Consider the following 467-nt stretch of genomic DNA (forward strand, 5'->3'; position numbering starts at 1 on the left):
GACAGCGCTTGCACGGCCAGTTCTACGCCTGTGGATAAACCCGGTCAAGGGTCGAAATTCAGCGCTACTTGGGACCTGAAAAGCGGTTATCCACCGGTGGAATTCCGTGGTACATCCCGGACAACGTCGTGGCCTTTAGCTCTTCAAAGTGAGGTCCATCCAAACAGGGCGGCTTTGCAGCCCTGTTTGGATGGACCCGCGTGAAAGAGCAGCCAGCGCCGATCTTTCAGACTCACCCGCGATTGAATGCGCCATGCCCATTTGGCAAGGCGGTGACGTTATCGCCTACCGGATGGGCAAACTCATGCGGGGTGACATGGCCCGATCTGTTGGCATCGATGTAGTTACTCCACCACGCCATGATCAACCGACGCTGCTCCAGAAACTGGGCCTTATGGATGTAAGCAGCGCGCACGCGGTTACGCTCCTGATGGCTCATCTGCCGCTCAATCGCCGCGTCCGTCCAT

The 467-nt window shown here is 57.6% G+C and carries 1 pseudogene; it reads right to left on the bottom strand.

Annotated features, from left to right (window positions below):
• Nucleotides 1-232: 232 nt before the first annotated feature.
• Nucleotides 233-467, bottom strand: a pseudogene (locus tag MJ643_RS30475) (integrase); the annotation flags it as partial.

Source organism: Pseudomonas sp. PNPG3 (assembly GCF_023093815.1).
In the GTDB taxonomy this organism is placed as follows: domain Bacteria; phylum Pseudomonadota; class Gammaproteobacteria; order Pseudomonadales; family Pseudomonadaceae; genus Aquipseudomonas; species Aquipseudomonas asiatica.